At 61.5% G+C, this 25,806-nt stretch carries 25 protein-coding genes; 18 read left to right on the forward strand and 7 right to left on the reverse strand.

From position 1 onward, the window contains the following. The first annotated feature begins 40 nt into the window (after positions 1-40). Positions 41-337, forward strand: coding sequence for a hypothetical protein (locus BM275_RS22035; protein WP_139229567.1), 297 nt, complete (start codon positions 41-43; stop codon positions 335-337). 118 nt (positions 338-455) lie between these two features. Then, complete coding sequence (locus BM275_RS04525; RefSeq protein ID WP_139229568.1) at positions 456-1,274, forward strand: hypothetical protein; 819 nt, start codon at positions 456-458, stop codon at positions 1,272-1,274. 163 nt (positions 1,275-1,437) lie between these two features. Here BM275_RS04525 and BM275_RS04530 read toward each other — a convergent pair whose 3' ends face one another. Further along, positions 1,438-2,373, reverse strand: a complete 936-nt coding sequence (locus tag BM275_RS04530) for a hydroxymethylglutaryl-CoA lyase (RefSeq protein WP_090519535.1) — start codon at positions 2,371-2,373, stop codon at positions 1,438-1,440. A gap of 102 nt (positions 2,374-2,475) precedes the next feature. Continuing rightward, positions 2,476-3,678, reverse strand: coding sequence for a CaiB/BaiF CoA transferase family protein (locus tag BM275_RS04535; RefSeq protein ID WP_090519537.1), 1,203 nt, complete (start codon positions 3,676-3,678; stop codon positions 2,476-2,478). Between the two features lie 177 nt (positions 3,679-3,855). Between BM275_RS04535 and BM275_RS04540 the strand changes: the two genes are divergently transcribed. The 3 genes from BM275_RS04540 (at position 3,856) to acs (ending at position 8,238) form a co-directional block, all read left to right on the forward strand. Continuing rightward, positions 3,856-4,755, forward strand: a complete 900-nt coding sequence (locus BM275_RS04540) for a LysR family transcriptional regulator (protein ID WP_090519540.1) — start codon at positions 3,856-3,858, stop codon at positions 4,753-4,755. 144 nt (positions 4,756-4,899) lie between these two features. After that, positions 4,900-5,898 (forward strand): DctP family TRAP transporter solute-binding subunit, encoded by a 999-nt coding sequence (locus tag BM275_RS04545; protein WP_090519542.1) that lies wholly within the window; start codon positions 4,900-4,902, stop codon positions 5,896-5,898. 384 nt (positions 5,899-6,282) lie between these two features. Continuing rightward, the gene (acs, locus tag BM275_RS04550) at positions 6,283-8,238 is read left to right on the forward strand and encodes an acetate--CoA ligase (RefSeq protein WP_090519543.1); all 1,956 of its coding nucleotides are present in this window, start codon (positions 6,283-6,285) and stop codon (positions 8,236-8,238) included. Positions 8,239-8,354: 116 nt separating this feature from the next. Here acs and BM275_RS04555 read toward each other — a convergent pair whose 3' ends face one another. Both BM275_RS04555 and BM275_RS04560 read right to left on the reverse strand, forming a co-directional pair. Next, positions 8,355-8,717: a YgaP-like transmembrane domain gene (locus tag BM275_RS04555; protein WP_090519545.1), complete on the reverse strand. Its 363-nt coding sequence runs from the start codon at positions 8,715-8,717 to the stop codon at positions 8,355-8,357. 289 nt (positions 8,718-9,006) lie between these two features. Next, the gene (locus BM275_RS04560) at positions 9,007-11,040 is read right to left on the reverse strand and encodes a S9 family peptidase (RefSeq protein ID WP_090519547.1); all 2,034 of its coding nucleotides are present in this window, start codon (positions 11,038-11,040) and stop codon (positions 9,007-9,009) included. Between the two features lie 432 nt (positions 11,041-11,472). On the opposite strand from BM275_RS04560, the gene fadB reads away from it, so the two are divergent. The 5 genes from fadB to BM275_RS04585 all read left to right on the forward strand — a co-directional run bounded on the left by fadB (position 11,473) and on the right by BM275_RS04585 (position 18,729). Beyond that, entirely contained in the window at positions 11,473-13,620 is a 2,148-nt protein-coding gene (gene fadB / locus BM275_RS04565) for a fatty acid oxidation complex subunit alpha FadB (RefSeq protein WP_090519549.1), read from the forward strand. Positions 13,621-13,638: 18 nt separating this feature from the next. Next, positions 13,639-14,814 carry an acetyl-CoA C-acyltransferase FadA gene (fadA, locus tag BM275_RS04570; protein ID WP_003285577.1) on the forward strand — a complete coding sequence of 392 codons (1,176 nt, stop codon included), beginning with the start codon at positions 13,639-13,641 and terminating at the stop codon, positions 14,812-14,814. A 134-nt stretch (positions 14,815-14,948) separates the two neighbouring features. Beyond that, positions 14,949-15,182, forward strand: coding sequence for a DUF1653 domain-containing protein (locus BM275_RS04575; protein ID WP_014820599.1), 234 nt, complete (start codon positions 14,949-14,951; stop codon positions 15,180-15,182). A gap of 288 nt (positions 15,183-15,470) precedes the next feature. Beyond that, positions 15,471-18,074 (forward strand): type I DNA topoisomerase, encoded by a 2,604-nt coding sequence (gene topA, locus BM275_RS04580; protein ID WP_090519551.1) that lies wholly within the window; start codon positions 15,471-15,473, stop codon positions 18,072-18,074. A gap of 136 nt (positions 18,075-18,210) precedes the next feature. Next, complete coding sequence (locus tag BM275_RS04585) at positions 18,211-18,729, forward strand: DUF6586 family protein (RefSeq protein ID WP_023445656.1); 519 nt, start codon at positions 18,211-18,213, stop codon at positions 18,727-18,729. 17 nt (positions 18,730-18,746) lie between these two features. Here BM275_RS04585 and BM275_RS04590 read toward each other — a convergent pair whose 3' ends face one another. Further along, positions 18,747-19,586 (reverse strand): DMT family transporter, encoded by an 840-nt coding sequence (locus tag BM275_RS04590; protein WP_090519552.1) that lies wholly within the window; start codon positions 19,584-19,586, stop codon positions 18,747-18,749. Positions 19,587-19,799: 213 nt separating this feature from the next. Here BM275_RS04590 and BM275_RS04595 point away from each other — a divergent pair, with 213 nt between their 5' ends. After that, on the forward strand, positions 19,800-20,036 hold the full coding sequence (locus tag BM275_RS04595; protein WP_014820595.1) for a hypothetical protein: 237 nt from the start codon (positions 19,800-19,802) through the stop codon (positions 20,034-20,036). Positions 20,037-20,101: 65 nt separating this feature from the next. Here the strand turns inward: BM275_RS04595 and sulA are convergent, their stop codons facing one another. Then, positions 20,102-20,578, reverse strand: coding sequence for an SOS-induced cell division inhibitor SulA (gene sulA / locus BM275_RS04600; protein WP_090519553.1), 477 nt, complete (start codon positions 20,576-20,578; stop codon positions 20,102-20,104). Between the two features lie 11 nt (positions 20,579-20,589). Next, positions 20,590-21,198, reverse strand: a complete 609-nt coding sequence (gene lexA, locus BM275_RS04605; RefSeq protein WP_014820593.1) for a transcriptional repressor LexA — start codon at positions 21,196-21,198, stop codon at positions 20,590-20,592. Between the two features lie 208 nt (positions 21,199-21,406). Between lexA and BM275_RS04610 the strand changes: the two genes are divergently transcribed. The 7 genes from BM275_RS04610 (at position 21,407) to BM275_RS04640 (ending at position 25,761) form a co-directional block, all read left to right on the forward strand. Further along, positions 21,407-22,114, forward strand: coding sequence for a TetR/AcrR family transcriptional regulator (locus tag BM275_RS04610; protein ID WP_090519554.1), 708 nt, complete (start codon positions 21,407-21,409; stop codon positions 22,112-22,114). 39 nt (positions 22,115-22,153) lie between these two features. Continuing rightward, complete coding sequence (locus BM275_RS04615) at positions 22,154-22,678, forward strand: L,D-transpeptidase (RefSeq protein WP_090519556.1); 525 nt, start codon at positions 22,154-22,156, stop codon at positions 22,676-22,678. Positions 22,679-22,693: 15 nt separating this feature from the next. Beyond that, positions 22,694-23,692, forward strand: a complete 999-nt coding sequence (gene nagZ, locus BM275_RS04620; RefSeq protein WP_090519558.1) for a beta-N-acetylhexosaminidase — start codon at positions 22,694-22,696, stop codon at positions 23,690-23,692. 24 nt (positions 23,693-23,716) lie between these two features. Next, positions 23,717-24,454, forward strand: a complete 738-nt coding sequence (locus BM275_RS04625; protein ID WP_023445660.1) for an S-methyl-5'-thioinosine phosphorylase — start codon at positions 23,717-23,719, stop codon at positions 24,452-24,454. A 144-nt stretch (positions 24,455-24,598) separates the two neighbouring features. Next, positions 24,599-25,096, forward strand: a complete 498-nt coding sequence (locus BM275_RS04630; protein WP_036999573.1) for an LEA/WHy family protein — start codon at positions 24,599-24,601, stop codon at positions 25,094-25,096. Between the two features lie 7 nt (positions 25,097-25,103). Continuing rightward, positions 25,104-25,292 carry an SEC-C metal-binding domain-containing protein gene (locus tag BM275_RS04635; RefSeq protein WP_003302497.1) on the forward strand — a complete coding sequence of 63 codons (189 nt, stop codon included), beginning with the start codon at positions 25,104-25,106 and terminating at the stop codon, positions 25,290-25,292. A 7-nt stretch (positions 25,293-25,299) separates the two neighbouring features. Further along, positions 25,300-25,761, forward strand: coding sequence for a DUF2489 domain-containing protein (locus tag BM275_RS04640; protein WP_003302495.1), 462 nt, complete (start codon positions 25,300-25,302; stop codon positions 25,759-25,761). Positions 25,762-25,806: the final 45 nt, after the last annotated feature.

The following is a 25,806-nucleotide window of genomic DNA, read 5'->3' on the forward strand; positions in this document are numbered from 1 at the left end:
TGCCCGATTGAAGTCATGACAGAGGTGGTAGGAATGCATCATGCTGCGCCTGCTTCAATTCAATAACCGTGTTGCACTCAGCCCCTGCAACCGCCAGGAATATCTTGATGGGTATATCGACGGAATTATTAATGCTCTAGCTAATTCTGAAGCCAAAATTTTGTGTGCTTCTGGAGTAACAGGAACAATTCATAATTTGACTAGCGAGGCAGCTTTAAAGCTTGAAAAGCTTATCTCCGAACTGTTACACCCACTGGTGAAGAGAGAACACGAGAGACTAGTCAAATACAATAATCTCCCGCATATCAAAATTGAGCGTGAGAAAAGTGGCATCTGAAAATGCGCTCAAAGCGCTTACTCAGTTGGCTGAGGCCGGCGAAGCCGGCCCCTTAGCTTAATCGTTAGATCGCTTGGAAAAGCATATGCCCCCTTCGTCACAAAACGACCGCTCGTTGATGCCTTTGCTGATCACCAGCATGGCCGTTGTTGCTCCACTTCTCTTTATACTTGGGTTGGTAGTCGGCAACCACCTACAAGGAAACGCAAGCTTCACCGCGGACTCAATCTCTTCATGGTTGTCTGCAATTGCAACTGTCGCTATTGCAATCTTGACATTCGTACTCGCAAAGGAAACCTGGTATTTGCGAGAGGCGCAGGTTCGACAACTTGAAGAGCTGAAGCGCGAGAATATTCGGCCTAGTATCGGAATTCAGCTTTATAGCAGCCCCGTCGGGATCCACTTCATAGATGCAAGAGTCACCAATTCCGGTAAAGGCATAGCAAAGAAGGTCCGCTTTGCCTTTAAGGACCGGTCGGGGGCAGCACTGCCTCCTGACAACGATCCCGTCACAGAAAAGTTCCTAAAGCTTTCGATGTTCAGCAAAGGAATAGAGACAATCGGTATTGGTCAAACAATGTCTAGCTTTGTCTTCAGTTTCCTCGATCTGGGCAAAGAACTGGACGGCAATATATTTGAACCGTACCTCAACATCGTCATCGACTTCGAAGATGTTGAGGGCAACAAATATCAGAACACATTCGAAATTGACTTTGCACAGTACGAAGGAGTGAGTCACCTAGGCGGTGCAGATGCTCTGCACAAGATTTCGGATGAGATGAAGTGGATTCGAGAACTACTCGGAAAGGTAGTAAAGACCTCGAGAAACAGACTCGAGGTGGATGTATTCAACGAAATCGATAGGCAGGTCGAGATCGAGCTGAATCGTAAACGTCTTGAAGAGGCCCGCGGCCAACATAGCGGTGCAGCGGCCTAACCATTCGATCAACCTGACTACCCAAAGCTGCGCTTTGGGTGCCCTCCATGCCTCCGCATTCCGGCGGCAGGTTATTTCCAACGTTCCGCAGCAGAATCTGTCTGTTCCGACTGCCTCGCTGCTCTCATGGCGCCACACCGTCCAACAGGCGCTCCGCACGCGTTCAAACGCCGGCTTCCTGCATCCACTTCGGTCTCGGGTAACGGCGATCGGCCTTCCCGGCCTTGAGCACGGCTCCCGGTACGTCGTGGCCGACCAGCTGGGGCAGGTCGGCGGCGCATTGCAGCAGACGGTCGAAATCGACGCCGGTGTTCAGGCCCATGCGCTGGAACATATGCACGAGATCTTCGGTGCAGATATTGCCGCTGGCGCCAGGGGCGTAAGGGCAGCCGCCGAGTCCGCCGAGAGAGGCATCGAAGCGGTCGATGCCGGCGTTCAGCGCTGCCAGCGCGTTGGCCAGGCCCATGCCGCGGGTGTTGTGGAAGTGTGCGGTGAATACTGCCTGCGGCCAGCTGTTCAGCACTTCGCGGCAGATGCGCTCGACCTGCGCCGGGTCGGCCATGCCGGTGGTGTCGCAGAGCGTGATGCCCTGCACGCCGGTTTCCAGCAGGCGTTGCACCAGCTCATAGATGCGCCGCTCGGGCACGTCGCCCTCGAAGGGGCAGCCGAAGGTGGTCGATAGCGAGGCGTTGATGAACACGCCACTGCCGCGAGTGACTTCGATGATTTCGCGGAACTGCACCAGCGACTGTTCGGGCGTCATGCGCAGGTTGGCCAGGCCGTGGGTATCGCTGGCCGACATCACCAGGTTGATCTCGTCCACCTCGCAGGCCAGCGCGCGCTCGCAGCCCTTCACGTTGGGCACCAGCACGGTGTACTCGACGCCCTCCGCACGGCGGATGCCGCGCATCACGTCCTCGGCGTCGCGCAGGTTGGGGATGGCCTTGGGCGAGGTAAAGGAGGTGACCTCGATCTTTGCCAGCCCGGTTTGCGAGAGGCGGTCGATCAGGGCGATCTTGGCTTCGGTCGGCACGAAGTTCGCTTCGATCTGGAAGCCGTCGCGGGTGGCGACTTCCTGGATATACAGACGTTTGCTCATGGGGAGTCCTGGGGTTTCGTAGGGTGGATGACGCTCTACCCATCCACCGTTGTGGCTTGCTGGCTGGTGGACAAGCTTCGCCTTGTCCACCCTGCGTGGCGTTCAGATGATCCCGCGTTCGCGCAGGCCCTGGCGTTGTTCATCGGTGAGGCCGAGGCCGGCCAGCACATCGTCGGTGTGCTCGCCCAGTTGCGGGCCGCCTTCGCCGATGCGCCCCGGCGTGCGCGACAGCTTGGGCAGCACGCCCGGTACCTTGAGCGGGCCGGCAAAGGTCTGCACCTGCTCGATCATCTGCCGCGCCAGGTAGTGCGGGTCCTTGACGATATCGGCGGCGGTGTAGGGATAACCGGCCGGCACGCGGGCGCCCTTGAGTGCTTCGATCACCTCGTCGCGGCTGTGCTGGATGGTCCATTCGCCAATGGCGGCATCGATCAGCTCGGCGTGCTGGGCGCGGCCGTCGTTGTGGGCGAAGCGCGGATTATCGGCGAGGTCCTGGCGGCCCATCAGGATCATCAGGCGCTTGTAGATGCTGTCGCCATTGCCAGCGATCAGGACGTAAGCGCCGTCGTTGCACAGATAGGAATTGGACGGCGTGATGCCGGGCAGGGCACTGCCAGCCGGCTCGCGTACGTAGCCGAAGGCGTCGTATTCGGGCACGAGGCTTTCCATCATGGCGAACACCGACTCGTACAGCGCCACGTCGATCTCCTGGCCCTGGCCGCTACGGTTGCGCTCCTGCAGGGCGAGCAACACGCCGATTACCCCATACAGCGAGGACAGCGAATCGCCAATGCTGACGCCAACCCGCACCGGCGGCTGGCCCGGATAGCCGGACAGGTGGCGCAGGCCACCCATGGCTTCGCCGATCACACCGAAGCCAGGCAGGTCGCGATAGGGCCCGGTCTGTCCGTAGCCGGAGATGCGCAGCATGATCAGCCGAGGGTTCAGCTTCGACAGCTCATCCCAGCCCAGGCCCCATTCTTCCAGCGTGCCGGGGCGGAAGTTCTCCACCAGAATGTCGGCTTCGGCCACCAGCCGGCGGACGATTTCCTGGCCTTCCGCGGCCTTGAGATCCAGCGTCACCGAGCGCTTGTTGCGCGATTGCACATGCCACCAGAGCGAGGTGCCGTCCTTGAGCTTGCGCCACTTGCGCAACGGGTCGCCGACCTTGGGCGGCTCGATCTTGATCACATCGGCGCCGAATTCGCCGAGCAGCTTGCTGGCGAAAGGGCCGGCGATCAGCTGGCCCATCTCGATCACCTTGAGGCCCTGCAGCGGCAGGTTCTTGTCTGTCTGTTCGCTCATCACGACACCTGTGCCGGTTGATTCATGGTGCCGAGCATGACCGACGCATCGGCAGCGGACAATTGGCCGTTGGCCAAGTGAGGTTTCGCGCCTAACGAAGGCTAAGACGAAAGGCGCTTTGAAAAACTCGGCTTGAGCGGCGCATGCTTCGTCACCCGCGAATACGGAAGCTTGCCCATGCGCCGCATCGATTTCGTCACCGTTCGGCTGTTCGTCGCCATCGCCGAGACCCGTAGCCTGACCCGCGCCGCCGAGCGCGAGCATCTGGCGCTGGCAGCGGTGAGCAAGCGCGTCAGCGATCTGGAAGGGCAGCTCGGCGTCAGCCTGCTCTATCGCCAGCCCAAGGGCGTCGAGTTGACGCCGGCCGGCCACGCGCTGCTGCACCACGCGCGCAACCTGCTGGACAACCTGCAGCAGCTGGACGCTGACCTCAGCGAGTTCAGCCAGGGCGTGAAGGGCCATGTGCGCATCCACGCCAACACCTCGGCGGTGATCGAGTTCCTGCCCGAAGACCTGAGCGCCTTTGCCCGCCAGCATCCGGAAGTGAAGATCGACCTGGAGGAGCGCGTCAGCAGTGACACCCTGCGCGCCCTGCGCGAGGGGCTGACCGATATCGGCATCTTCGCCGGGCACATGCCGGCCGGGGACCTGCAGGTGTTTCCCTACCGCGAGGATCGGCTGGTGCTGGTGACGCCACGCGAGCATCCGCTGGCCGGCCGCGAACGCATTGCGCTGCGCGAGGCGGCAGGCTTCGACTTCATTGGCCTGCAGCAGGACGCTTCGCTGCATGCCCTGCTGCAGCAGTCGGCACAGCAGATGGGCACGCCGCTGCGCCTGCGCATCCAGGTGCGCAGCTTCGAGGCGATCTGCCGGATGATCCACACCGGCATGGGCATCGGCGTGCTGCCCGAGCAGGTGGTGCGCAACTACCTGCCGGCGCTGGACGTGGCCATGGTGCCGCTGACCGATGTCTGGGCGCGGCGCGAACTGAAGCTCGGCGTGCGCAATCTGGAAAGCCTGTCGGTGACTGCCCGGCAGATGCTCGAACACCTCACGCTTCGCGAAGGCCAGGTTTGAACGAAGCCGTTCGGCGGCGCCATCGCGCCACGGCCTTCGCCAAACGCGAAGTCGCGCTTGGCCAATTAGCAATTCAGCCCGAGGGGCAGCGGGGTAGAGTCGGACCAGCTGCATGGCTCACACAACTACAAAACGGAGCTCTCCATGGCACGACTCACCCGTGGCATCACCCGTCTGCTCGCCGCTTCGGCGCTGTTTAGCGTCCTCGGCGCCCAGGCCGATCCGATCCTGATCAAGTTCTCCCACATCACCGCCGACAGCACGCCGAAGGGCCAGGGCGCGCTGATGTTCAAGAAGCTCGTGGAAGAGCGCCTGCCCGGCCAGGTAGAAGTGCAGGTGTTCGCCAACTCTTCGCTGTATGGCGACGGCAAGGAGATGGAAGCGCTGCTGATGAACGAGGTGCAGCTGCTGGCGCCGGCACCGTCGAAGCTCGAGCAGTACACCAAGCAGCTGCGGCTGTTCGACCTGATGTTCCTGTTCGACGACATGGCCGCGGCGCAGCGCTTCCAGCAGTCGGACAAGGGCCGCGCCATGCTCAAATCCATGGAGGACAAGGGCATCACCGGCCTTGCCTACTGGCTCAACGGCATGCGCCACTTCACTGCCAACAAGCCGCTGCGCGAGCCGGCCGACGCCCGCGGGCTGAAATTCCGCGTACAGCCCTCGGACCTGCAGGCCGCCCAGTACACCGCGCTGCGGGCGGTGCCGCGCAAGATGGCCTTCGCCGAGATCTACCAGGGCTTGCAGACCGGCGTGGTCAATGCCCAGGACAATCCCTGGTCGAACATCTACAGCCAGAAGTACCACGAGGTGCAGAAGTACATCACCGAGTCCGGTCACGGCATTGGCAACTACCTGCTGATCACCAACACCAAGTTCTGGACCGGCCTGCCGGCAGAGGTGCGCGGCGAGCTGGAGGCGATCATCGATGAGGTCACCGCAGAGGTGAATCGCCAGGCCGAAGCGCTGAACGAGAAGGCCAAGCAGGGTGTGATCGATTCGGGCAAGAGCGAGATTCTGGTGCTGACCGACGAGCAACGCGCCAAGTGGCGTGACGCGGTGCAGCCGGCGTGGAAGAAGTTCGAAGCCGATATCGGCAAGGACCTGATCGAGGCCGCGCGCGCAGCCAACTCTGCGCCCTGAGGCAAGCCCGCCAATGGTCTGTTAGACCAATGTGCAGTTTCGGCCACGGCGCTGGCTGCACAGAATGGCGGCGTCTATCTGCGTGATCGGACAAGTGTGTATTCCAACCGGATGGTTGAACGAGCGGCCCTTGAGGCCGCTTTTTTTTGCCTGCAAAACGCGTTCGCTGGTCTCGGGACTGAAGCATTCAGCTACGCGAAAGCTCTGGCAAATGGCGGTAGTGCACACGCCATGCGGTGAGGCGAGGTCTATGCTTGAGCAAAGCCGATACGCCAAGGGTGGCGTGCTTGGCTGGAGTGCACCGTCTGACAGGCGCTGGGTTGGTCATTGGGTTCGCCTGCTGGACAGGGTTCTGCATACCAACAAGACAGACGAGGAACTGCCATGAGCGCTGCGTCCGTATATCCGGTTCGGCCCGAGGTGGCCGCTCAATCACTGACCAACGAAGCCAGCTACAAGGCCATGTACCAGCAGTCGGTGATCAATCCCGAGGGCTTCTGGCGTGAACAGGCGGCGCGGCTGAACTGGATCCGGCCTTTCACCGAGGTCAAGCGCACCTCCTTCGACGATCACCATGTGGATATCAAATGGTTCGCCGATGGCACGCTCAACGTCTCGGCCAACTGCCTGGATCGGCACCTGGCCGAGCGCGGCGATCAGCTGGCAATCATCTGGGAGGGCGATGATCCTTCCGAACACCGCGAGATCACCTACCGCGAGCTGCACCAGGAAGTCAGCAAGTTCGCCAATGCGCTGCGCGGGCAGGATGTGCACCGCGGTGACGTGGTGACCATCTACATGCCGATGATTCCCGAGGCCGCGGTGGCGATGCTGGCCTGTGCGCGTATCGGCACGATCCACTCGGTGGTGTTCGGTGGCTTCTCCCCGGAAGCACTGGCCGGGCGCATCATCGATGGCCAGTCGAAGATCGTGATCACCGCCGACGAAGGCATTCGCGGCGGCAAACCCGTGCCGCTCAAGGAGAACGTCGACGAGGCGCTGACCAATCCCCAGACCAGCTGTGTGAAGAAGATCATCGTCGTGCGCCGCACGGGTGCGGACATCCGCTGGCACTCGCATCGCGACATCTGCTACGACGACCTGATGCGCGTGGCCGGTGAGGTCTGCGCGCCGAAGGAAATGGGGGCCGAGGAGCCGCTGTTCATCCTTTATACCTCCGGCTCCACGGGCAAGCCGAAGGGCGTTCTGCATACCTGCGGCGGCTATCTGCTCTATGCCGCACTGACCCATGAGCGGGTGTTCGACTACCGCCCCGGGGAGGTCTATTGGTGCACGGCCGATATCGGCTGGATCACCGGGCACAGCTACCTGATCTATGGTCCGCTGGCCAACGGCGTGACGACGCTGATGTACGAAGGCGTGCCGAATCATCCAGACGTTACCCGCATCGCCCGGATCATCGACAAGCACAAGGTGAACATCCTTTACACGGCGCCCACGGCGATCCGCGCCATGATGGCCGAGGGGGGCGCGGCGGTGGAGGGGGCCGATGGCTCCAGCCTGCGTCTGCTCGGCACGGTGGGCGAACCGATCAATCCCGAGGCGTGGCACTGGTATTACGAAACTGTCGGCCAATCGCGCTGCCCCATCGTCGATACCTGGTGGCAGACCGAGACCGGCGGCATCCTGATCAGCCCGCTGCCAGGGGCGACCGCACTCAAGCCGGGCTCCGCCACGCGCCCGCTGTTCGGTGTGGTGCCGGGGTTGGTGGACAACCTCGGCAACCTGCTCGAAGGCCCTGCCGAGGGCAATCTGGTGATCCTCGACTCCTGGCCTGGACAGATGCGCACCATCTACAAGGACCACGACCGCTTCGTCGACACCTACTTCAAGACCTTCCGCGGCATGTACTTCACCGGTGATGGCGCGCGCCGCGACGAGGATGGCTATTACTGGATCACCGGAAGGGTCGATGACGTGCTCAACGTGTCCGGGCACCGCATGGGCACTGCGGAGATAGAAAGCGCCATGGTCGCCCATGCCAAGGTGGCCGAAGCGGCAGCGGTGGGCGTTCCGCATGCGCTGAAGGGGCAGGCGATCTACGTGTATGTGACCTTGGTCAGCGGCGTGCCGCCCACGGACGCGCTGCGCCAGGAGCTGCAGCAGTGGGTGCGCAAGGAGATCGGGCCGATCGCCGTGCCGGATGTGATTCAGTGGGCCCCTGGGCTGCCGAAGACGCGTTCCGGCAAGATCATGCGCCGGCTGCTGCGCAAGATCGCCACGGACGACTATGACGCGCTGGGCGATACCTCGACCCTGGCCGATCCTGGTGTGGTCGATCAGCTGATCGAGGCTCATGAGGCGGTGAAGAAGCGCTGAAGGCGAGGGCGACCGGAGCGTAGTCCCGCAGCCAGTCGCCTTTACCAATGAGCCTGTGCCCGGCGGCAATGCCACGACTCGCCGGGCTCGATGTTCCCCGCTTGTATGGGCGGGGATCAGACGCCGGCAGGCGGGCTTTTCAGGCTGTCATTGCCGGTTACGGTGGTGCCGTTGGTGGCTGCCGCGGCATTGGCCTGCAGTTGTTGACTATCTTTTTCCGAGCGTTCGAACGGCATGTGGTGCGAGCGGCCTTCGGCCATGCCGGCCTGTTCGTTGATTTCATTGAACACGCGCTTGGCTTCGCAGTGCCCGGTTACGCCACGGGATAGTGCCAGGCCGCCGATACCCAGCTGCAGCAGTCCGCCCAGGCCGCCGCGGCTGAGGCCCTTGGCAAGGAAATACAGCCCGCCGGCCAGGGACATGGCGCGTTCCCAGCCGTGGACGTTCTGATTCTGGTGGTTCGAAGAATTGTTGTTCATTGGGTGGCTCCGACGAGGACATTCTCAATGAATGACTCTCGCCGGCGCAGGCTGTTCGGTGCCGCAGGTCGGCATCTGGCGGCAACGCCGGTGAAGTGGCTGTTGTGGGAAGCCAAACGGATGCAGGGGGAGCAGGGCTCACCAACGTGTGGGAGCGGTCTTGACCGCGAATCGTGAAAATGCGACGGGCGAACTTCGCGGCCGACATCGGCGCGGGGCAGCCGTGCTTCACGGTCGGCCCCGAGGATGAATGTCTCGCGCAACCAGACAGGCTGCACGCGAGAGCGTGCTAACCGGCCATGCCGAACACCTTGAGCACGAAGGCGTACTCCAGCGCCACGTCCTTGAGCGCCTGGTAGCGACCGCTCATGCCACCGTGCCCGGCGCCGAATTCGGTCTTGAGCAGCAGCAGGTTGTCGTCGGTGCGGGTGGCGCGCAGCTTGGCGACCCACTTGGCGGCTTCCCAGTACTGCACGCGGCTGTCGTTGTAGCCGGCCACCGCGAGCAGCGCGGGGTAGGCCTGGGCGCGGATGTTTTCGTAGGGCGCGTAGGCCTTGATCCGCTCATGCACCTCCGGTCGATTCGGGTCGCCCCACTCGTCGTATTCGGTCACGGTCAGCGGCAGGTCGGCGTTGAGCATGGTATTGAGCACGTCGACGAAAGGCACCTCGGCGACGGCCGCACCGAACAGCTCAGGGCGCATGTTCAGCACTGCGCCGATCAGCAGGCCGCCGGCGCTGCCGCCGCTGATGGCCAGGCGCTCTGAGGTGGTGTAGCCATCGGCCAACAGCTGCTCGGCGCTGGCGATGAAGTCGCTGAAGGTGTTCGGCTTGTGTTCCAGCTTGCCGGCGCGATACCAGGCTTCGCCGAGATCGCCGCCGCCGCGCACATGGGCGATTGCGAAGACGAAACCGCGGTCGAGCAGCGACAGGCGCGCATGGGAGAACCACGGATCGAGGCTGTGCCCATAGGCGCCGTAACCGTAGAGATAGAGCGGAGCCGGCTTGCCGAAGCTGTCGCGGCGGCCGACCAGGCTGATGGGTATCTGCGTGCCGTCCTGGGCGGTCGCCCAGATGCGTCGACTTTCATAGGCGTCCGCATCGAAGGGGCCTTCCACCGGCGTTTCCTTGAGCACTTCCTGCGTGCCGTCGGCCAGCGTCAGCTGACGGACTTGCGCCGGGCGGTTGAGCGCTTCATAGCGCAGGCGGATCACCGTGCTGGTGAACTCCAGCGAATTCTGCACGTGCAGGCTGTAGGCCGCATCTGGCAGCTGCAGGCGATAGGGCTGCACGCCCTGTGGCCGCACCTCGATAACCGGCAGGCCGCCTTCGCGCAGGGTCAGGGTGATCGCCTCGGCGTTGAGGCTGACGTCCTCGAGCATCACCGTGTCGTCATGGGCAACCAGTTCCTGCCAGTGCTCCCGCTCGGGCTGCGCCTCGCTGGCGTGATAGAGCGCGAAGTTGATGCCAGCCTGATTGCTGCGGATCAGCCAGCTCCACTGACCTTCGTGAAGGCCATGATCGGGAAAGTACTCGTGGTCTTCCTGGCGTGGTGCCAGGCACGTCCATTGACCTTCCGGCTCGTCCGCCGACAGCACCCAGGCTTCGCTGGTGGTCTTGCTGTGGGAAAGGATGACCAGCTGGCGCTCGGAGCTGGTGCGGTAGCAATGCACGAAGAAGCGCCCGTCCGGGTCGTGATAAACCTCGCTGCTGTTCGTATCGCCAAGGCGATGGCGGTAAATCTTGTGCGGGCGGTGGGTGTCGTCCAGTTCACCGTAGAACAGCGTCTGGCTGTCGTTGGCCCAGGTCATGCTGCCGTCGCAATCGTCGAAGGGCAGGGCGGTCACGTCGCCGCTGGCGAGATCCTTGACGAACAGTCGGTAGATCTCGTCGCCTTCGCGATCGAGGCTGTAGGCGAGCTTGCTGTGGTCCTGACTGACGCTGAACGCGCCCAGGGAGAGGAAGCCGCCTTCGGCCAGCTCGTTGGGGTCGAGCAGCAGCTGTTCGGCGTCCTCGTCAACGGTGAGCGAGCCATCGACCGGGCGTGGGCAGCGATAGTGCCGCGGGTATTCGTCGCCAGCGGTGGTGCGCTGGTAATACAGCCACGGTCCCCAAGGCGACGGCAGGGACAGGTCGGTTTCGCGGATGCGGCCCTTGATTTCCTGGAACAGCGTCTCGCGCAGTTCGGACTGGTCGGCGAGCTGTTCTTCGAGATAGGCATTCTCCGCCTTGAGGTATGCCAGCACGTCGTCGGCGTCGCGATTCTCCAGCCAGCGATAGGGATCGGTGCCGGTGTCGGCGCGGGCGATGGGGGCATTGGACATGCAGTAACTCCGGATTCGTTTCGCGGCCGCTAAGGCCGGTGATGGCATAGAGCGAGATGCGGCAGTGTACCTGCTCGGCTACGGCTAGGATTCAACAGACAAACGTGGCGTCGGTCGGTGACCGGTGCACGGCAAGGATCGGCGCGGTGAATGGCGGCGAATCGGCGTTGTCGATGATGACCGGGTGGTCGCGAAATGTCTGCTTGCAGGTGGCTTTCGCTTAGGCAAACCAGCTGATTGACAATGCGGAGCTTTTCCCCGAAGGTGTGCCGACCCAAATCAAACGGGCGTATGAATCGAGCGTTTGCCAGAGCAGATGCCGATCACCCGGATTATCGTGTCGGTGGGTGTCGTTCGCTGCAAGGCGCGGTCGAGTAAGGGCCGAAGACGTGAGACACGTAACGTTCAGCTTCCATACCTGGAGATCAGTTGATGATTTACGAAGGTAAAGCCATCACGGTTAAGGCTCTTGAGAGCGGCATCGTCGAATTGAATTTCGACCTCAAGGGTGAGTCCGTCAACAAGTTCAATCGCCTCACTCTCAACGATCTGCGCCAGGCCGTCGATGCCATCAAGGCTGACGCGTCGGTGAAAGGCGTCATCGTTACCAGCGGCAAGGACGTATTCATCGTCGGCGCCGACATCACCGAATTCGTCGACAACTTCAAGATGGCCGACGAGGAACTGGTCGCCGGCAACCTCGAAGCGAACAAGATCTTCAGCGATTTCGAAGACCTGGGCGTACCCACCGTGGCCGCTATCAACGGCATCGCCCTGGGTGGCGGTTTCGAGATGTGCATGGCTGCCGACTATCGCGTCATGTCCACCGCCGCCAAGGTCGGTCTGCCGGAAGTGAAGCTGGGCATCTACCCGGGCTTCGGCGGTACCGTACGCCTGCCGCGTCTGATCGGTGTGGATAACGCCGTCGAGTGGATCGCATCCGGCAAGGAAAACCGCGCCGAAGACGCGCTCAAGGTTCATGCAGTCGATGCCGTGGTCGCTCCGGAGAAGCTGCAGGCCGCTGCACTGGATCTGGTCAAGCGCGCCATTTCCGGCGAGCTGGACTACAAGGCCAAGCGTCAGCCGAAGCTGGACAAGCTCAAGCTCAACGCCATCGAGCAGATGATGGCTTTCGAAACCAGCAAGGCCTTCGTTGCTGGCCAGGCCGGCCCGAACTATCCGGCCCCGGTCGAAGCCATCAAGACCATCCAGAAAGCCGCCAACTTCACCCGTGACAAGGCCATCGAAGTCGAGGCCGCCGGCTTCGTCAAACTGGCCAAGACCTCGGTTGCACAGAGCCTGGTCGGCCTGTTCCTCAGCGATCAGGAGCTGAAGAAGAAGGCCAAGGCCTACGACAAGCAGGCGCGTGACGTGAAACTGGCTGCCGTACTCGGCGCTGGCATCATGGGCGGCGGCATCGCCTACCAGTCGGCCGTCAAGGGCACGCCGATCCTGATGAAGGATATCCGCGAAGAGGGTATCCAGATGGGGCTGGACGAGGCCTCCAAGCTACTCGGCAAGCGTGTTGAAAAAGGTCGTCTGACCGCTGACAAGATGGCTCAGGCGCTCAACGCGATCCGCCCGACCATGTCGTATGGTGATTTCGGTAATGTCGACATCGTCGTCGAGGCCGTAGTCGAGAACCCGAAGGTCAAGCACGCCGTGCTGGCCGAGGTGGAAGGGCACGTTCGCGAAGACGCGATCATCGCCTCCAACACCTCGACGATCTCCATCAATTACCTGGCCCAGGCGCTCAAGCGTCCAGAAAACTTCTGCGGCATGCACTTCTTCAACCCGGTACACATGATGCCGCTGGTGGAAGTGATCCGTGGCGAGAAGACCAGCGAAGTGGCTATTGCTACCACCGTCGCCTACGCCAAGAAGATGGGCAAGAGCCCGGTCGTGGTCAACGATTGCCCGGGCTTCCTGGTCAACCGCGTGCTGTTCCCGTACTTCGGCGGCTTCGCCCGCGCCATCGCCCACGGTGTCGACTTCGTTCGCGCTGATAAGGTGATGGAGAAGTTCGGCTGGCCCATGGGCCCGGCTTATCTGATGGATGTCGTCGGCATGGACACCGGCCACCACGGCCGTGACGTGATGGCTGAAGGCTTCCCGGATCGCATGAAGGACGACACCCGCACGGCTGTCGACGTCATGTACGAGGCCAACCGTCTTGGCCAGAAGAACGGCAAGGGCTTCTACGCCTACGAGATGGACAAGAAGGGCAAGCCGAAGAAGGTCGTCGATGCCGAGGCCTACGAGCTGCTCAAGCCGATCGTTGCCGAGACTCGCGAGCTGTCCGACGAGGACATCATCAACTACATGATGATCCCGCTGTGCCTGGAAACCGTGCGCTGCCTGGAAGACGGCATCGTCGAGACCGCTGCCGAAGCCGACATGGGCCTGATCTATGGCATTGGCTTCCCACCCTTCCGTGGTGGTGCGCTGCGCTACATCGATTCGATCGGCGTCGCCGAGTTCGTCGCGATGGCCGACAAGTACGCCGACCTGGGCCCGCTGTACCACCCGACCGCGAAGCTGCGCGAGATGGCTGCCAACGGCCAGCGCTTCTACGGTTAATCGAGGGAGAGAGAATTCATGAGCCTGAATCCAAGAGATGCAGTCATCGTCGACTTCGGTCGCACCCCGATGGGGCGCTCCAAGGGCGGCATGCACCGTAATACCCGCGCTGAGACCATGTCCGCACACCTGATCGACGGCGTGCTGGCGCGTAATCCGAAGATCGACCCGGCCGAAGTCGAGGACGTGATCTGGGGCTGCGTGAACCAGACCCTCGAGCAGGGCTGGAATATCGCCCGCATGGCTTCGCTGATGACGCGTATCCCGCACACCAGCGCCGGCCAGACCGTGAGCCGCCTCTGCGGTTCGTCCATGAGCGCCCTGCACACTGCCGTGCAGGCCATCCAGACCAACAACGGTGACGTGTTCGTCATCGGTGGTGTGGAGCACATGGGCCACGTCAGCATGATGCACGGCGTCGACCCGAACCCGCAGCTGTCGCTGTACGCCGCCAAGGCGTCCGGCATGATGGGCCTGACTGCCGAAATGCTCGGCAAGATGCACGGCATCACCCGCGAGCAGCAGGATGCCTTTGGTGAGCGTTCGCACCGCCTGGCGCACAAGGCCACGCTGGAAGGCAACTTCAAGGATGAAATCATCCCGATGGAAGGCTATGACGAGGATGGTTTCCTCAAGGTCTTCGATTACGACGAAACCATCCGTCCGGACACCACCCTGGAAAGCCTGGCTGCGCTGAAGCCTGCGTTCAACCCGAAGGGCGGCACCGTGACTGCAGGTACTTCCTCGCAGATCACCGACGGCGCGTCCTGCATGATCGTCATGTCCGCCCAGCGCGCCAAGGATCTCGGCATCCAGCCGTTGGCCGTGGTTCGCGCCATGGCACTGGCCGGTGTCGACCCGGCAATCATGGGTTACGGCCCGGTGCCATCCACCCAGAAAGTGCTCAAGCGTGCGGGTCTGACCATGGATGACATCAGCCACGTCGAGCTGAACGAGGCCTTCGCTGCACAGGCCCTGCCAGTGCTCAAGGACCTCAAGCTGCTCGACAAGATGGAAGAGAAGGTCAACCTGCACGGCGGCGCGATCGCCCTGGGTCACCCGTTCGGCTGCTCCGGTGCGCGTATCTCCGGCACCCTGCTGAACGTGATGAAGCAGAACAACGGTACGATTGGTATCGCCACCATGTGTATCGGTCTGGGCCAGGGGATCAGTACGGTCTTCGAACGCGTCTAACAGACAGATGCAAATGACTGCGCTAGGCTGACAGCCAATCTCGCGACTGAGCGGGAATATGATTGTCAGCCGGTGCATGGAAGCCGGGGCCTGGTGCCCCGGTTTTTCTTTTTTGTATTTGTGTGGAGGTAGGCATGCAGTTGCAGCCGGGGCGTTATCGCCATTACAAGGGGCCGGAATATCGCGTTTTCGCTGTTGCGCGGCACTCCGAGACCGAGGAGTCGGTGGTGTTCTACCAGGCGCTGTATGGGGAACGTGGACTCTGGGTGCGCCCGTTGTCGATGTTCATCGAGACTGTCGAAGTCAACGGCGAAACGGTCCCGCGTTTCGCATTGATCGAAGCCGAAACGAGCGTTTTCGAAGGTTGAGCTGGCTAGCGGCCACCAGGTCCGCGCTTGACCTCACCTCCATCGCCACTATATATAGCGGTGCTTTTCAGACAGAGCTTAAACCTTGCTGTTCGCTGGATGGCATCGAACGGCTGATCTGATTCGCACCAGGCGGAGCCGGGCAGGGCGATTTTTCTGTCAGGTCGGCCCGTTCGCAAAACGCGCACTAACGTACGCTGATGCCTTGCCGTTTAGCGCCGGTGCGGGTATTCAAACTGTCGGAGGCTCCGCCTCTGTTCACCTCTAGATTCAGGAACTCTCCTCTCCATGGGTAAATCGCTGGTCATCGTGGAATCACCGGCCAAGGCCAAGACAATCAACAAGTATTTGGGCAACCAGTACGTGGTGAAGTCGAGTATCGGCCATATCCGCGACCTTCCTACCAGCGGCTCTGCCAACAAGGAGCCGGTCAAGCGCGGCAAGGCTGCGGCCGCCGAAGCGCCTGCGCTGTCGCCGAAGGAGAAGGCCAAGCGTCAACTCATCACCCGTATGGGGGTCGACCCGGAGCACGGCTGGAAGGCCAAGTACGAGATCCTGCCCGGCAAGGAAAAGGTCATCGAGGAACTGCGCCGTCTGGCCAAGGAAGCCGACACCATCTATCTCGCGACCGACTTGGATAGAGAGGGGGAGGCCATCGCCTGGCACCTGCGCGAGTCGATTGGCGGCGACGACAGCCGTTACAAGCGCGTGGTGTTCAACGAGATCACCAAGAAGGCGATTCAGGAGGCTTTCTCCAAGCCTGGCGAACTCGATCTGAACCGGGTCAACGCACAGCAGGCGCGTCGTTTCCTCGATCGGGTGGTTGGCTACATGGTGTCGCCGCTGCTCTGGGCGAAGATCGCCCGCGGGCTTTCCGCCGGCCGAGTGCAATCGGTAGCGGTGAAGCTGGTGGTCGAGCGCGAGCGTGAGATTCGCGCCTTCGTTCCGGAAGAATACTGGGAAGTTCACGCGGACCTGGCGAATGCGCAGCAGGCCAAGGTGCGTTTCGAGGTCGCGCGTGAGAACGGCGAAGCCTTCAAGCCGCTGAACGAAGCCCAAGCCACCGCTGCACTGGAGAAGCTCAAGGGCGCGCAGTACAGCGTCAGCAAGCGCGAAGACAAGCCGACGAGCAGCAAGCCCTCGGCCCCCTTCATCACTTCGACTTTGCAGCAGGCGGCGAGCAATCGCCTCGGCTTCGGTGTGAAGAAGACCATGATGATGGCTCAGCGCCTGTACGAAGCCGGTTATATCACCTACATGCGTACCGACTCGACCAACCTTTCCGCTGACGCGATCGGTATGGTGCGCGGTTTCATCGAGAGCGAGTTCGGCGACAAGTACCTGCCGGAAAAACCGAATGTCTATTCGAGCAAAGAAGGCGCGCAGGAAGCGCACGAGGCGATTCGCCCGTCCGACGTCAACTTGCGGCCGACCCAGCTTTCGGGCATGGAACGCGATGCCGAGCGTCTGTACGAGCTGATCTGGCGCCAGTTCGTAGCCTGCCAGATGCCGCCGGCACAGTACCTGTCCACCAGCGTGACCGTCGCTGCCGGCAATTTCGAACTGCGCGCCAAGGGCCGCATGCTGAAGTTCGACGGTTACACCAAGGTCATGCCGCAGCAGAGCAAGGCCGGTGAGGATGACGTGTTGCCGGAGATGAACAAGGGCGACGACATGAAGCTGCTCAAGCTCGACCCGAGCCAGCACTTCACCAAGCCGCCAGCGCGCTACTCCGAAGCCAGTCTGGTCAAGGAGATGGAGAAGCGCGGTATCGGCCGGCCGTCCACCTACGCCGCGATCATCTCGACCATTCAGGACCGCGGCTACGTTTCGCTGCACAACCGCCGTTTCTATTCGGAGAAGATGGGCGACATCGTCACCGAGCGCTTGTCCGAGAGCTTCAACAATCTGATGGACTACGGTTTCACCGCCGGCATGGAAGAGCATCTGGACGACGTCGCCCAGGGTGAGCGCGACTGGAAGCACGTACTGGACGAATTCTACGGTGACTTCCGCAAGAAGCTCGAGGTTGCCGAGGCCAGCGAGAACGGCATGCGTGCCAATCAGCCGACCGTGACCGATATCCCGTGCAAGGTCTGCGGTCGGCCGATGATGATCCGTACCGCTTCCACCGGCGTGTTCCTCGGTTGCTCCGGGTACAGCCTGCCGCCGAAGGAGCGCTGCAAGTCCACCGTCAACCTGGTTCCGGGCGACGAGATCGCTGCCGATGACGAGGGCGAGTCCGAGTCTCGCGTGCTGCTTGGCAAGCACCGCTGCCCGATCTGCAGTACCGCGATGGATGCCTATCTGCTCGACGAGACGCAGAAGCTGCATATCTGCGGCAACAACCCGGATTGCTCGGGTTATGAGATCGAGAAAGGCCAGTACCGCATCAAGGGCTATGAAGGCCCGAGCCTGGAATGCGACAAGTGCGGCAGCGAAATGCAGCTCAAGACCGGTCGCTTCGGCAAGTTCTTCGGTTGTACCAACGCCGAATGCAAGAACACCCGCAAGCTGCTGAAAAATGGCGAAGCCGCGCCACCGAAGATGGATGCGGTGAAGATGCCCGAGCTCAAGTGCGACAAGGTCGACGACACCTACGTACTGCGCGATGGCGCTTCCGGCCTGTTCCTGGCTGCCAGTCAGTTCCCGAAGAATCGCGAAACCCGCGCGCCGCTGGTGCGTGAGCTGATTCCGCACAAGGACGAGATCGATCCCAAGTACCACTTCCTGCTCGATGCGCCGCAGAAGGATCCGGAAGGCCGCTTCGCGGTTATCCGCTTCAGCCGCAAGACCAAGGAGCAGTACGTGCAGACCGAAGTGGACGGTAAGCCGACCGGCTGGAAAGCGTTCTACGACGGCGGCAAGTGGAAGGTCGAAGACAAACGCTGATTTCTTTGCGGTCGACCGCTCAGCAGACCGGCTGCACCGAGTGCGTTCTTCAGATTGGCTGACACTTCGTCAGCCGATCTGGTGCGGCAACCTGTGAAGGTCCATTCTCTGTCCATCTTCTTTCGGAGAGCACGCCATGGCTCACGAGCTCTACACACGTACCAACCAGAAGATCTTCTTCGCCGGTTTGTCACTGGAAAGCTGGCGCAAGGCCGAAGAATCTGCCTCGATGAATTCTCAAGGTTTGATTCAGGCCGAACGTGAGGCTTGCCTGTTCCACCTTTACGGCGCCTTGCTTGGACTGTGCCATGAGATCGCCGGTTACTACCGATCGCCCGGTGCGGATGCGCCTGTCGTCGAGGCATTTCTGACCCGCAGCGTGCTCGAGGCTGCGCCGAGCCCGGAACTCGCCGAATTGCTGGAATTGTCGGAGCAGCCAAGCACCTGGCTCGGGCAGTTGCTTACCGCCTACAAGCAGCTGCTCCAGCCGCCACGCGCTCCTGCCAAGGCCAAGACTGATCCGCGCCAGCCGTTGATCGAGGCAGTCAGTGTCGAGGACGATGTGCCACCGCTTTCGCGCGTCGAGCTGGAAGCCTGGCGACAGAACCTCAAGGGCCTGGCATTACGTTTTCGTGAGTCGCTGACCGAATGGTGACACTCGGGACCGTGGCGTCAGCCGCGGTGCCTGATACTCAGGGCCATGGCGATGCCGCCGAGAATCGCCGCACCTGAGATGATCAGCGTTGCCGTCAACGCTTCACCCAGCAGCACAGTCCCGGCGATGGCTGTGAGTAGCGGAACGCTGAGCTGGACGCTCGCCGCCTGTATTGCCGCAAGACCGGGCAGCGCCGCGTACCAGATGGCGTAGCCGACGCCAGAGGTCAGCGCCCCGGAGAGCAGGGCGTACACGATTTCTGGCGCATCCCATTGCTGCTGGCCAAGCGTCACCAGACAAAGCACTGCTGCCAGCGGCACGGCCTTGATGAAATTGCCCGCAGTTGCTGCAAGGGGATTGCTCGCGCCCCGTCCACGCAGCGAATAGATGCCCCAGGCGACACCGGACAGCAGCATGAGCAGTGCGCCGTCCAATGCCGGCGCGCTGCTTCCCGGCAGCAGCAGAATCAGCAATCCGCTCAATGCCAACAGCAAGCCGACAATCTGCCAAGCGCTAAAGCGCTCGCCCCGCAGCAATCCCCAAGCAAGCATGCTCAACTGCACCGCGCCGAACAGCAGCAGGGCGCCGGCTCCGGCATCCAGGTTGATATAGGCGTAGGAAAAACTAGCGGCGTAGACGAACAGCGCCAAGGCGCTGAACCAATCTCCGCCCTGCGATTGTCTCGGCGTGCCGATTCGCAACAGTAGCCAGAGCGTGAGCGCTCCGGCCAGTATACGGAGGCCGGTGAAGCTGGCCGGGTCAATAGCGGTGTCTCGCAAGGCGATACGGCATAGGATCGAGTTGCCGGCAAATGCAAGCATGGCCAAGGCGGTAAGCAGCAAGGTGCGGGTTGTCATACACAATCCTTATCGAGCGCCGGCGCGCGCTTTTTTTTGTGCATGCTACGTGTCGGTATCCATAGCCGCATCGTTTTGTTGGTCGGGCAATTCACGGCTGCATGATGCTGCTACCTATCGGGGTGTTGCTAGCGAAAGGAGCTTGAGGCCTGCAAAGGCTGTCCTGAGGCTGGTCGGCTGCTACAATGGCCGCCTTTCACGCGGAGCTGATCCATGCCTACATCTTTTCTGGAAATCGTCGAGCTACCTGACGGGCGCATCGTGCTTCGTCGTGCCGAGGACGAAGAGGTGTTGGTCACGCTGAATTTTTCGGAAGACGCCAAGCTATTTCTACAGGGGCAGCACGTCGAGATTGCCAAGGCGATGTTCAATGTCGGCGTTCAGATGGCCGGTCGCATGTCGGAAGGGGATTTCGAGCGTGACGATGAAGAGCCGCGTGTTCTGCACTGAGTGAGCTGTTGTTATAGCTTCAGGATTCCATCCGCGATTTTCAGCACGTCCCTGTGCCGTGCGGTTCAACATCCGAGACGAATATTCAGACTCTGAGCTGCGCCCAGGCTGGCGGCTGCGCATAGTTTGCTACGTGTTGCCCCATCGAGCTGATCAAACCAGCTGACCACGGTATGGCTGCACCCCGAGGCCAGGGCTTTGCAGGCGAGTTCCATCGCCCCCTCGGCGTCGCGTGGCTGCAGCAGGATGATGCGTTCGCGATTCAGACCGCACTTGCGCAGCCAGTTCTGCGAGAGGAAAGCAGGCGGGGCAATCAGCGTCAGCCAGCGGCTGTCCGTTGCATCGCCGAGTTCACGCAGGATCGGGGCAAGCAGCAGGTGGCAGTGCTCGCTGCTGCCACTCAGGCTCAACTCGCTCAGATATTCCTTGTCCTGCTCGGGTTTGTTGCGTGGTTTCAGGTTGCCGAACGGTGCCAGGCTTTGCGCAATGACGCCGTCGAACAACGAAAGTTGGGGCCGGGAAGTGCTGGTCTGGTACTGCATGAACCTTCTCCTTAGCGGCGGATTACGCCGACACTCAAGCCTTCTATCACCAGTTCCTGCTGTTCGAGGTCGACCTCGATGGGCGCGAACTCGGGGTTTTCAGCCAACAGCCAAACCTTCTTGCCGTCACGCTTGAAACGCTTCACCGTGACTTCGTCACCGACGCGAGCAACCACGATCTGGCCGTTGCGGGCCTCACGGGTGGTGTGCACGGCCAGCAGGTCGCCATCAAAAATGCCGACGTCCTTCATGCTCATGCCGTGGACACGCAGCAGATAATCGGCGCGCGGATGGAAAAACGCGGGGCTGATCTGGCAGGATTCTTCGACATGTTGCTGCGCCAGAATCGGCGCGCCGGCAGCAACGCGGCCGATGATCGGCAGGCCATTTTCGGATGCGGCGGGTTCGAAGTCCGGAATACGTATCCCGCGAGACGCCCCGGGCGTCATCTCGATAGCGCCCTTGCGGGCAAGTGCCTTGAGATGTTCTTCGGCAGCGTTGGGTGACTTGAAGCCGAGTTCCTGAGCGATCTCTGCGCGAGTGGGTGGATACCCATTGTCTTCCAGGCAGCGCTTGATGAACGCGAGGATTTCCGTCTGGCGAGGCGTCAGCTTGATCATGTCGGTCTCTGTTCTTTTATACAGTGACTGGGATTATATACAGTGCTCCGGCCTTGGCAACGAATGATTATGATGGTTTAGAAAGCACATCCGGCGTGCTCCGTGGTCTGTCTGCGACAATGACGCTAGTGCCACAAGGCGTTTCGTGGTTGACTTGCCGGTCGGTGAAACGTAAGTTTCAAACAGTTGTTTGTCTTTCGGAGGGGGCATGGCGCAGTCGGAAACAGTTGAGCGCATTCTTGATGCAGCGGAACAGCTGTTCGCGGAAAAAGGCTTCGCCGAAACCTCGCTTCGCCTGATCACCAGCAAGGCTGGGGTCAACCTCGCGGCAGTGAACTATCATTTCGGTTCGAAGAAGGCGCTGATCCAGGCGGTGTTCTCGCGTTTTCTCGGGCCATTCTGCGCCAGTCTCGAGCGTGAACTGGATCGACGCGAGGCATTGACCGACAGGAAGGACACGCTCGAGGAACTGCTGGAAATCCTCGTCGAGCAGGCCTTGGCGGTCAAACCGCGCAGCGGCGATGATCTGTCCATCTTCATGCGCCTGCTAGGCTTGTCTTTCAGTCAGAGCCAGGGCCACCTGCGCCGCTATCTGGAAGACATGTACGGCAAGGTGTTCCGTCGCTACATGCTCAAGGTGCATGACGCGGCGCCGGCCATTCCGCCCATCGAACTGTTCTGGCGTGTGCACTTCATGCTTGGTGCGGCGGCATTCAGCATGTCGGGTATCAAGGCACTGCGCGCTATTTCCGAGAACGATTTTGGCGTCAGAACCTCGATCGAGCAGGTCATGCGTATGATGGTGCCGTTTCTCGCGGCCGGCATGCGCGCCGACAGTGGCATTGATGACAACACGCTGGCGGCGGCACAACCGATCGCGCGGCGCAACGCAGTGGCCATTCCGGCGAAGGCTTGAGCTACAAGCCTGCCGGGTGATCGGCTAAGCTAGCCGCCCATGGCATTTCTCGATTTTCTGCATATTTCCATCGCCGATCAGCAGCTCTACGGCTTCGCTGAGGGCCAGTTGCATCTGCGCTTTTCTGTCTCTACGGCACGCAATGGTGCGGGCGAGCTGAACGGTTCCGGTTGCACGCCGCGCGGTCTGCATCAGGTGCGTGCGCGCCTCGGTGACGGTTTGCCTCAAGGTGCGGTGTTGCGTGGGCGGCGCTGGACAGGGGAGGTATGGTCCCCTGAGCTTCACGGAATTTCTCCCGGTCGTGACTGGATCCTGACTCGGATTCTCTGGCTCAGCGGGTGCGAGCCTGGAGTCAATCGCCAGGGGCAGGTCGATACCTTCCGCCGTTACATCTACATTCACGGCACCCCCGATTGTGAGCCGATGGGCGTACCTCTTTCCCATGGTTGCATTCGCATGCGCAATGCCGACCTGCTGCAACTCTTCCCATTGGTGCCGCCTCACTGTGCGGTGCGCATCGACGAGGCGCCCTGTCCCGATTGGGCTGCCGCTGAACTCGAATAAGGATTCCTTCTGCATATGCACGGTTCACTGATGCTGGACATTGCTGGTACCTGGTTGACTGCCGAAGATCGCCAGCTGCTTCGCCAGCCCGAGGTCGGCGGGCTTATTCTGTTTGCCCGAAACATCGAGCACTCGCGCCAGGTCGACGAGTTGTGTCGATCGATTCGAGCCGTGCGGCCAGACCTGCTGTTGGCGGTGGACCAGGAGGGTGGCCGCGTTCAGCGGCTGCGCCAGGGTTTCGTACGGCTTCCGCCGATGCGCGAACTTGCGCGCTGCGCCGACGCGCCGCGGCTGGCGGAAGCCTGCGGTTGGGTGATGGCGACCGAGGTACTCGCTGCGGGCCTGGATTTCAGCTTCGCACCGGTTCTCGATCTTGACCACCAGCGCAGTGCCGTGGTGGGAACGCGTGCATTCGAATGCGATCCTCAGGCCGCCGTAGTGCTGATCGACGCGTTCATCCGTGGCATGCACGCGGCGGGTATGGCCGCAACCGGCAAGCACTTTCCCGGTCATGGCTGGCCCGAGGCGGACTCCCATGTGGCGATCCCGGTCGACGAACGAAGTCTTGAGGAGTTGCGCCGCTGTGATCTGATTCCCTTCAAGGCGCTGAGCGGCACGCTCGATGCGATCATGCCGGCGCACGTGATCTATCCTCAGATCGATGACCAGCCCGCAGGTTTCTCGCGGCGCTGGCTGCAGGACATCCTGCGTAACGAGCTCGGCTTCAAGGGCGTGATCTTCAGTGACGATCTGTCGATGGCGGGCGCGCACGTTGCCGGCGATGCGGCCGATCGCATCCAGGCAGCGCTGGTTGCCGGCTGTGACATGGGGCTGGTGTGCAATGATCGGGCGGCGGCTGAACTGGCGTTGGCTGCGCTGCAGCGCCTCAGCGTCACGGCGCCACCTGCGCTTTCGCGTATGCGCGCTCGCCGGGAGTTCGCTGCTGAGTACAAGCAGAATCCGCGTTGGCTTGACGCGATTGGCGCGCTCAAGGCCGCCGATCTGATTGACTGACCCTTTTTCTTTCAAGGAATACCCATGACTGTCCATGCCATCATCGGCGGCACCGGCCTGACTCAGTTGAGCGGCTTCAAGATGCAGCGCGCGCAGCTCATCGATACGCCCTACGGGCGCCCGTCCGGTGAGATCCTGCGTGGCGAGTACAGCGGCCGAGAGGTGCTGTTCCTTGCACGGCATGGCCATCCGCACCGCATTCCGCCACATCAGGTGAATTACCGAGCCAACTTATGGGCGCTGAGGCAGGCCGGGGCGGAGGCGATTCTTGCAATCAATGCGGTCGGTGGCATCCATTCGGCCATGGGCTCCGGACATTTTTGCGTACCCCATCAGATTGTCGATTACACCTACGGTCGCGAACACACCTTCTTCGAAGGCGATATAGATCACGTGACCCACATCGATTTCAGCTATCCCTATGACGAAGCGCTGCGCGAGCGCCTGATCGGCGCACTCGCAGCCGAGGGCTATGCGTTCAGCAGTCACGGTGTGTATGGCTGCACGCAGGGTCCGCGGCTGGAAACCGTAGCGGAGATCACCCGTATGGAACGCGACGGCTGCGACATCGTCGGTATGACCGGAATGCCCGAGGCTGCGCTGGCGCGCGAACTCGACCTGCCTTATGCCTGCCTGGCGCTGGTGGTCAATCCGGCGGCTGGCAAGGCGAGCGGGGTGATCACCATGACCGAGATCGAGGCGGCACTGGCTGCCGGCATAGGCAAGGCGCGACAGGTCCTCGCAAACGTGCTGGCGACGTGAGTGATCCGCGGCGCACTGCAATGCGGGAGCGCTTTGTCTGAAACGTCGTTGTCATATTGCGGCCTGAGACTGGTATTTTTGCGGTGGCCCCCGTTGCGGCAAGCATGCTGCTTGCTACACTTGGCCGTCCTTTGGAGTACCGGAATGTTTTGCCAGGCACACACAATAAGAATTCTTAGAACCGTCGTGTTGCTCTGCCTGCTTGGCGGCATGGCCGGATGCTCGACCTGGTTTTCGGGCGATTTCAAGGACCCTACGGTCGAGCTCACCAAGGTCGATATCATCAAGGCGCGGCTGCTGGAACAGCAATTCATGCTGCGCTTTCGTATCGACAACCCCAACGATCACAGCCTGCCGGTGCGCGGGCTGATTTACAAAGTCCATCTCAACGATGTGGAGCTGGCCAGTGGCGAGTCCAGTGGCTGGCTGACGGTGCCCGCCAACAGCTTCGAGTACTACGAAGTGCCGGTGCACACCAACCTCTGGCGTCATATGAAGTACATCGTGCGCCTGCTGGAGAAGCCCGACCGCCCGATCGCTTACCGCCTGGCCGGTGAGCTCAAGACCGGACTGATGATGGGCCGGCGCGTGCACATTTCCAACAATGGCGAGATAATCCCGGGCAACTTTATTCCGGAGTAGTACCCAGATGAGTCAAGAACCCCACGTACATGGTCCCGACTGCAACCACGATCACGACCATGACCATCACCACGTTCATGGCCCGCATTGCAATCACAGCCACGAGCCTGTGCGTAATCCGCTGAAGGACGTCGGTCGCAATGACCCGTGCCCTTGTGGCAGCCAGCAGAAGTACAAGAAATGCCACGGCGCCTGAGCCTGTCATGACCCTGGCCATCGGTCTGTTCGTCATCGCCGCGCTGCTGATTGCTGCGCTGGGTGGCTATGCGCTGTATCTCTGGCGCCGTGTCTGGCGCAACGAGCGGTTGCAGGCAGAGGCGCGGACGCAGCAGCAGACCGCACTGGCGGAGGATCTGCGAATCCTCGCCAGCTGCCTGCTGGAGGAGCAAGTCCCGCTCATCGAAGGGGCAATCCGCATCAAGGTGCTGCTCGACAACTATGATGTGGCGCTGGGGCAGCATCCTCGTTGTCAGGTCTTCCAGCAGCTGTTCGAGGCCACCGAGCAAGTGCCGACCCATGCGGCCTGGAAGGCTCTGGACAAGCAGGAGCGGCGCCGACATGAAGCGCAGTTCAGTGCCCTCGAGCTGCAGCACAAGGCCGAGGCTCGGCGTTCGGCCCGTTGGCTGCTCGACGAAGCTCTGCCAAAATCCCGCGACGCGGCCTGATCGACCGATCTTCTTCGCCGCGCGCCCTCTAATCTGTCAGTACCA

It is taken from the genome of Stutzerimonas kunmingensis (genome assembly GCF_900114065.1).
GTDB lineage: Bacteria > Pseudomonadota > Gammaproteobacteria > Pseudomonadales > Pseudomonadaceae > Stutzerimonas > Stutzerimonas kunmingensis.

Coding starts and splice junctions, on each gene's coding strand:
- BM275_RS04595 (WP_014820595.1), top strand. CDS start 19,800: ATGCCTACATCTTTTCTGGAAATCGTCGAGCTACCTGACGGGCGCATC.
- BM275_RS04525 (WP_139229568.1), top strand. CDS start 456: ATGCCTTTGCTGATCACCAGCATGGCCGTTGTTGCTCCACTTCTCTTT.
- BM275_RS04630 (WP_036999573.1), top strand. CDS start 24,599: ATGTTTTGCCAGGCACACACAATAAGAATTCTTAGAACCGTCGTGTTG.
- acs (WP_090519543.1), top strand. CDS start 6,283: ATGAGCGCTGCGTCCGTATATCCGGTTCGGCCCGAGGTGGCCGCTCAA.
- BM275_RS04640 (WP_003302495.1), top strand. CDS start 25,300: ATGACCCTGGCCATCGGTCTGTTCGTCATCGCCGCGCTGCTGATTGCT.
- fadB (WP_090519549.1), top strand. CDS start 11,473: ATGATTTACGAAGGTAAAGCCATCACGGTTAAGGCTCTTGAGAGCGGC.
- sulA (WP_090519553.1), bottom strand. CDS start 20,578: ATGCAGTACCAGACCAGCACTTCCCGGCCCCAACTTTCGTTGTTCGAC.
- BM275_RS04585 (WP_023445656.1), top strand. CDS start 18,211: ATGGCTCACGAGCTCTACACACGTACCAACCAGAAGATCTTCTTCGCC.
- BM275_RS04575 (WP_014820599.1), top strand. CDS start 14,949: ATGCAGTTGCAGCCGGGGCGTTATCGCCATTACAAGGGGCCGGAATAT.
- nagZ (WP_090519558.1), top strand. CDS start 22,694: ATGCACGGTTCACTGATGCTGGACATTGCTGGTACCTGGTTGACTGCC.
- BM275_RS04635 (WP_003302497.1), top strand. CDS start 25,104: ATGAGTCAAGAACCCCACGTACATGGTCCCGACTGCAACCACGATCAC.
- lexA (WP_014820593.1), bottom strand. CDS start 21,198: ATGATCAAGCTGACGCCTCGCCAGACGGAAATCCTCGCGTTCATCAAG.
- BM275_RS04530 (WP_090519535.1), bottom strand. CDS start 2,373: ATGAGCAAACGTCTGTATATCCAGGAAGTCGCCACCCGCGACGGCTTC.
- topA (WP_090519551.1), top strand. CDS start 15,471: ATGGGTAAATCGCTGGTCATCGTGGAATCACCGGCCAAGGCCAAGACA.
- BM275_RS04545 (WP_090519542.1), top strand. CDS start 4,900: ATGGCACGACTCACCCGTGGCATCACCCGTCTGCTCGCCGCTTCGGCG.
- BM275_RS04615 (WP_090519556.1), top strand. CDS start 22,154: ATGGCATTTCTCGATTTTCTGCATATTTCCATCGCCGATCAGCAGCTC.
- BM275_RS04610 (WP_090519554.1), top strand. CDS start 21,407: ATGGCGCAGTCGGAAACAGTTGAGCGCATTCTTGATGCAGCGGAACAG.
- BM275_RS04535 (WP_090519537.1), bottom strand. CDS start 3,678: ATGAGCGAACAGACAGACAAGAACCTGCCGCTGCAGGGCCTCAAGGTG.
- fadA (WP_003285577.1), top strand. CDS start 13,639: ATGAGCCTGAATCCAAGAGATGCAGTCATCGTCGACTTCGGTCGCACC.
- BM275_RS22035 (WP_139229567.1), top strand. CDS start 41: ATGCTGCGCCTGCTTCAATTCAATAACCGTGTTGCACTCAGCCCCTGC.
- BM275_RS04590 (WP_090519552.1), bottom strand. CDS start 19,586: ATGACAACCCGCACCTTGCTGCTTACCGCCTTGGCCATGCTTGCATTT.
- BM275_RS04540 (WP_090519540.1), top strand. CDS start 3,856: ATGCGCCGCATCGATTTCGTCACCGTTCGGCTGTTCGTCGCCATCGCC.
- BM275_RS04625 (WP_023445660.1), top strand. CDS start 23,717: ATGACTGTCCATGCCATCATCGGCGGCACCGGCCTGACTCAGTTGAGC.
- BM275_RS04560 (WP_090519547.1), bottom strand. CDS start 11,040: ATGTCCAATGCCCCCATCGCCCGCGCCGACACCGGCACCGATCCCTAT.
- BM275_RS04555 (WP_090519545.1), bottom strand. CDS start 8,717: ATGAACAACAATTCTTCGAACCACCAGAATCAGAACGTCCACGGCTGG.